This window comes from Kineococcus arenarius subsp. arenarius (genome assembly GCF_050871845.1).
Lineage (GTDB): Bacteria > Actinomycetota > Actinomycetes > Actinomycetales > Kineococcaceae > Kineococcus.
This window is the reverse complement of sequence record NZ_JBJLSE010000160.1, coordinates 1-4,375: the sequence shown is the minus strand read 5'-3', so window position 1 is coordinate 4,375 and position 4,375 is coordinate 1. Positions and strand designations below refer to the sequence as shown.

The 4,375-nt window shown below is 76.7% G+C and carries 6 protein-coding genes; 3 read left to right on the top strand and 3 right to left on the bottom strand.

What is annotated here, in order from left to right:
• Positions 1 to 123: 123 nt before the first annotated feature.
• Both ACRYM0_RS20375 and ACRYM0_RS20370 read right to left on the bottom strand, forming a co-directional pair.
• A complete protein-coding gene (locus ACRYM0_RS20375; RefSeq protein WP_432497606.1) occupies positions 124 to 327 on the bottom strand; it encodes a cold-shock protein in 204 nt (67 codons plus the stop codon).
• Positions 328 to 576: 249 nt separating this feature from the next.
• Entirely contained in the window at positions 577 to 1,833 is a 1,257-nt protein-coding gene (locus ACRYM0_RS20370) for a glycoside hydrolase family 15 (RefSeq protein ID WP_432507674.1), read from the bottom strand.
• Positions 1,834 to 1,956: 123 nt separating this feature from the next.
• On the opposite strand from ACRYM0_RS20370, the gene ACRYM0_RS20365 reads away from it, so the two are divergent.
• Positions 1,957 to 2,544, top strand: a complete 588-nt coding sequence (locus ACRYM0_RS20365; RefSeq protein ID WP_432507673.1) for a helix-turn-helix domain-containing protein — start codon at positions 1,957 to 1,959, stop codon at positions 2,542 to 2,544.
• 15 nt (positions 2,545 to 2,559) lie between these two features.
• Here the strand turns inward: ACRYM0_RS20365 and ACRYM0_RS20360 are convergent, their stop codons facing one another.
• Complete coding sequence (locus ACRYM0_RS20360) at positions 2,560 to 3,138, bottom strand: GNAT family N-acetyltransferase (RefSeq protein WP_432507672.1); 579 nt, start codon at positions 3,136 to 3,138, stop codon at positions 2,560 to 2,562.
• 115 nt (positions 3,139 to 3,253) lie between these two features.
• On the opposite strand from ACRYM0_RS20360, the gene ACRYM0_RS20355 reads away from it, so the two are divergent.
• A complete protein-coding gene (locus ACRYM0_RS20355; protein ID WP_432507671.1) occupies positions 3,254 to 4,057 on the top strand; it encodes a hypothetical protein in 804 nt (267 codons plus the stop codon).
• Between the two features lie 98 nt (positions 4,058 to 4,155).
• A complete protein-coding gene (gene rpmG / locus ACRYM0_RS20350; protein ID WP_166611399.1) occupies positions 4,156 to 4,323 on the top strand; it encodes a 50S ribosomal protein L33 in 168 nt (55 codons plus the stop codon).
• Positions 4,324 to 4,375 lie beyond the last annotated feature (52 nt).

Below are 4,375 nucleotides of genomic sequence, written 5' to 3'. Positions count from 1 at the left end.
TCGCGGTGGTGGTCAACACCCGACCCCTGGCCCGCGGGGAGGGGGCGTGGGGGATGGGGCCGGGGCCGACGAAGGGCCCCCGTCCTCCGTGGACGGGGGCCCTCCGTGTTCAGACGGGGTGGCTCAGAGAGCGCGGACGTCGTCCGCCTGCGGGCCCTTCTGGCCCTGGGTCACCTCGAACTCGACGCGCTGGTTCTCCTCGAGCGAGCGGTAGCCGTTGCCGCCGATCGCCGAGTAGTGGACGAAGACGTCGGGGCCGCCGCCGTCCTGCTCGATGAACCCGTACCCCTTCTCCGCGTTGAACCACTTGACGGTGCCCTGGGCCATACCTACTCCAACACGTTCCAGTCGGTGCGGAACCCGCGCTCGTGCGGGTCCCGGGCTGAGTGGGAAGGTCGTCCGGACCCGGTCGGGCCTGGACGGCGATCGCAACACGCTCCGCGGGCGTCGACAACGATCGAGGAGCTGCTCCAACTGCAGCCGATCAATAGCTAACACGACACCCGCGACCCCGCGCAACACTTCTCCACGCATCCGTCACCCCGGCAGCGCAGGGCACGGCTCCACCGGGCGGTGTCACGGGGCGGCGGTGACCCCGTCCCCGTCGAGCGCGGCCACCGCCAGCACGACGCTCGCCGCGGTCCAGCCCAGCGGCGCCGGGCCCGCCGGCGAGCCGTCGGCCGTGACCTTCTCCGGCAGGCTGCCCCACGCCGTGCGGTGCGCGGCCAGCCAGTCCAGCCAGTGCGCGGCCTGCCCGGTGCGCCCCGACGAGGCCGCGGCCAGCGCCACCAGCGCGACCTCCGGGGTCCAGGAGACGCCGTCGGACTTCCAGCCCGCCCCCGGTGCCAGGCCGCCCGCGGGCCGCAGCGCCCGCACCTGGTAGTCGTCGAAGGCCGCCAGGACGGGCGCGGCCGGCACGCGCGGCGCGAACGGCGGCAGCAGCAGGGCCACGGCCGCGTCCACCCCGCCGGTCTCCACGTCCGGGTCGGCGTAGCGCAGGTAGCCGGTCGGACCGAATTCCGCGTGCAGCAGCTCCTCCAGGGAGTCCGCGGCCCCCGCCAGCCGCCGGGCGGTGGCGTGCTCACCCAGCAGCGGCTGGAGCCGGGCGCTCGCGCGCAGACCCGCCAGCAGCGGCGCGACCGTCCCCAGGGTCAGCTCCGCCTCGTCGCGCTCCCAGTAGTCCGGGGACGCCTCCGGCAGCTCGGTCCCGCCGTCGGTGGCCCCCAGCGCGAACCCCGTCGCGCCCGTCAGCAGTCCCCGCAGGGGCAGCAGGTCCCGGAGTGCCTGCGCCCGCGTCGGCGCGTCGTCCAGCACCTCGCCCAGCGCCCACAGCGCCCAGCCGGCGCCGTCGGCCTGGCGGTCGCGCCCGTCGGGGGTGCCGCTGCCGTCCAGGAGGTAGCGGGCCTCGAACCCGCCGTCGTCGAGCTGCACGTCGGCCAGGAAGCCCAGGACCTGCAGCGCCTCCGCTCGGTGGCCCGTCGCCGACAGCGCCGCCGCCGCGAAGGCGGAGTCGCGCGGCCACGCGTACGCCCACTTCGGTGCCGGGCCGGCGGCGACGGCGCCGTCCGCGGTCGTCAGGGAGCGCACGTCCAGCAGCGCCTGGCGCACCACCGGCTCCCACGGCCCGCCCGTGCCCGGCACGGTGCCCGTGGCCAGCCACGCCGCGTCCTGCTCGGCCGTGGTCGCCGGGACGTCCAGCGCCTCGCGCCACGACGCGTCGCTCAGCAGCGACGGCACCGGGAACGCCTCGGACCGCTCGGGCAGCGCGGTCAGGGTGGTGCCGGCCACCAGCGCCAGCGCCACCGCCAGCCCCGCCGCCGCTCGCCGTGCCACCACCGGCACCCCCTCCGCGCGTCCTCGCCCGTCCAGGTCCTCCACCCGCCGGTCCCCCGACCGTAGCTGGCGCCGGTCCGGGTGGTCCCGGCTTCGCGCGTCCGCCGGGCGCCGTCGTGTTCGATGGGGCGGGTGAGCGCACCGCGCGACGTCAGCGCCGTCCTGGACGCCGTGGGCCCGCGGCTGCGCCGGTTGCGCACCGCCCGCGGGCGCACCCTCGCCGAGGTCGCCGCGGCCACCGGCATCTCCGCCAGCACCCTGTCGCGGCTGGAGTCCGGCGGCCGGCGCGCCACCCTGGAGCTCCTGCTGCCGCTGGTGGCGCACTACGAGGTCAGCCTCGACGAGCTCGTCGCCCCGCCCGCCCCGCCGCGCCGCCGCGCGTCCCGCACCCGCCACGGGGTCACCTCGATCCCGCTGACCCGGGCGCCGGGCGGCCTGCGCGCCTACAAGACGGTCCTGGCCCCCGGTGCGGGCCAGGACGCCGAGCCGCAGGTCCACGAAGGGTACGAGTGGCTGTACGTGCTGTCCGGCGTGCTGCGGCTGCGGCTCGGGGACGCCGAACTGCGGCTGGCGTCCGGGCAGGCCGCGGAGTTCGACACCCACGTCCCGCACGTGGTCAGCAACCCCGGCGAGGTCCCCGTGGAGCTGCTCAGCCTGTTCGGCCCGCAGGGGGAGCGCATGCACGTGCGGGCCCGGCCCCGCGGGCGCTGAACCGCCCGGCGGCCGTCACGTGGCGGTGAGCAGTTCCAGCACCACGCGCGACAGGGGCCGGTCGGCGTACAGCAGCCGCACGGCGTCCGGGTCGGGGTTGCCCGCGTCCGGGCCGCGCCACTGCAGGTGCAGGCCTGCGCGCTCCGCGGCCGCGGCCGAGCGCACGTTGTGCTCCAGCAGGTAGGCCGTCACGGGGACGTCCGGGTGCCGCCGCCGCGCAGCGCCGATCGCCGCCGCGGTCAGCTCGCTCGCGTAGCCGTGCCCCCAGTCGCGGCGGTGCAGCCGGTAGCTGAGGTTCCACGTCACGCCCAGGCGCAGGTCGCACCCGCCCGTCCCCACCAGGCGCCCCGCGTCCGGGCCCCCGGCCAGGCGCGCGACCCAGCTGCCCAGCCCCACCGCGTCCCAGCTGTCCCGGATCCGCTGCAGCAGCAGGGCGGTCTGCGTGCGGTCGGTGTGCCGGCCGGCCGGCAGGTGCTCCCAGACCTGCGGGTCGGAGTACAGGGTGAAGACGTCGTCCAGGTCCTCGCGGCGCGGCGCCGTCAGCAGCAGGCGGTCGGTGCGCGCGGGGACGTCCACGGGGGTGTCGGGGGCCACGCGGCCATCGTCGCTCGCCGTGCGGCGGGACGCGCACCGGCCCGCGTGCAACGCGCGCCCCGCTCGGCGCGTCCGAGAGGTTGCCACCACGAACTTCTCCAGGGACGAGGAACCCGTGAGCACCAGCACCGCGCACCACCGCACCGCAGTCGTCGTCCTCGCGGCGGCGTCCGCGCTGACCGCCTGCTCCGGCGGCCCCGACGCCACCGCGACCCCCGCTCCCGTCTCCGCGAGCACCACCACCCCGGCGCACACCACCGGCCCCGCCCCGGCGACGACCTCGACGGCGACGACCTCGCCGGCGACGGTGACCGGTGCTCCCGCCCCCGGTGACGGGGTGCCCGAGGGGGCGGGCACGGCGCGGACCGTCGACCTCGACGGCGACGGGGCGCCCGACACCCTGTGGCTGGCGGACGTGGACGGCGAGCGCCGCCTCGGGGTGGTCACGACCTCGCACGGCACGACCTCGGTGGCGTTCACCAGCGCCGCCCCGCAGACCGCGACGGCGTCCGCGGCGGTGCTCGCCACCGGTGCGCCCACGGTGTTCCTGAACACCGGTCGCTCCGTGCAGCTGTACGTCTACCGGCAGGAGGACGCCGCCCTGCTGTCCGTGCCCGGTGAGGACGGTGAGCAGTACTCCTTCAGCCTCGGGTTCACCCCGTACGGCACCGGCCTGACGTGCGAGCGGGCCGGCGACGGGCTGCACCTGTACGGCGTGGACGCCGACGAGGACGGCGGTTCGTGGTCGGTGACGCGCACGGAGGTCGTCGTCGACGCGAACCGCGTGCACGCCCGCAACGGCGAGGTGGAGACGGTGGTGAGCGGTGTCGGCGCGGACCACCCCGAGGTCACCGGCGCGCGCGGCACCACGTGCGGGGACGTCCCCGCCTCCGCGGTGGCCGCCGAACCCCACCCGTGAACCCGGCACCGACAGGAATGGTTGTCGTTCTCGATCGGTTGGAGCAGGTGGACACCGGTGCCGCACCGGTGGTCCGAGCTCGAGGGGAGCGCACCAGAATGGCCAAGCACGCCGACGTCCGCCCGGTCGTGAAGCTCCGGTCCACGGCCGGTACCGGGTACACCTACGTGACCCGCAAGAACCGCCGCAACGACCCCGACCGCCTCGTCGTGCGCAAGTACGACCCGGTCGTGCGCGAGCACGTGGACTTCCGCGAGGAGCGCTGAGTCCCGCGGGGGACGCCGCAGGGGCGGGGAGGACGGCAGCGCCGTCCTCCCC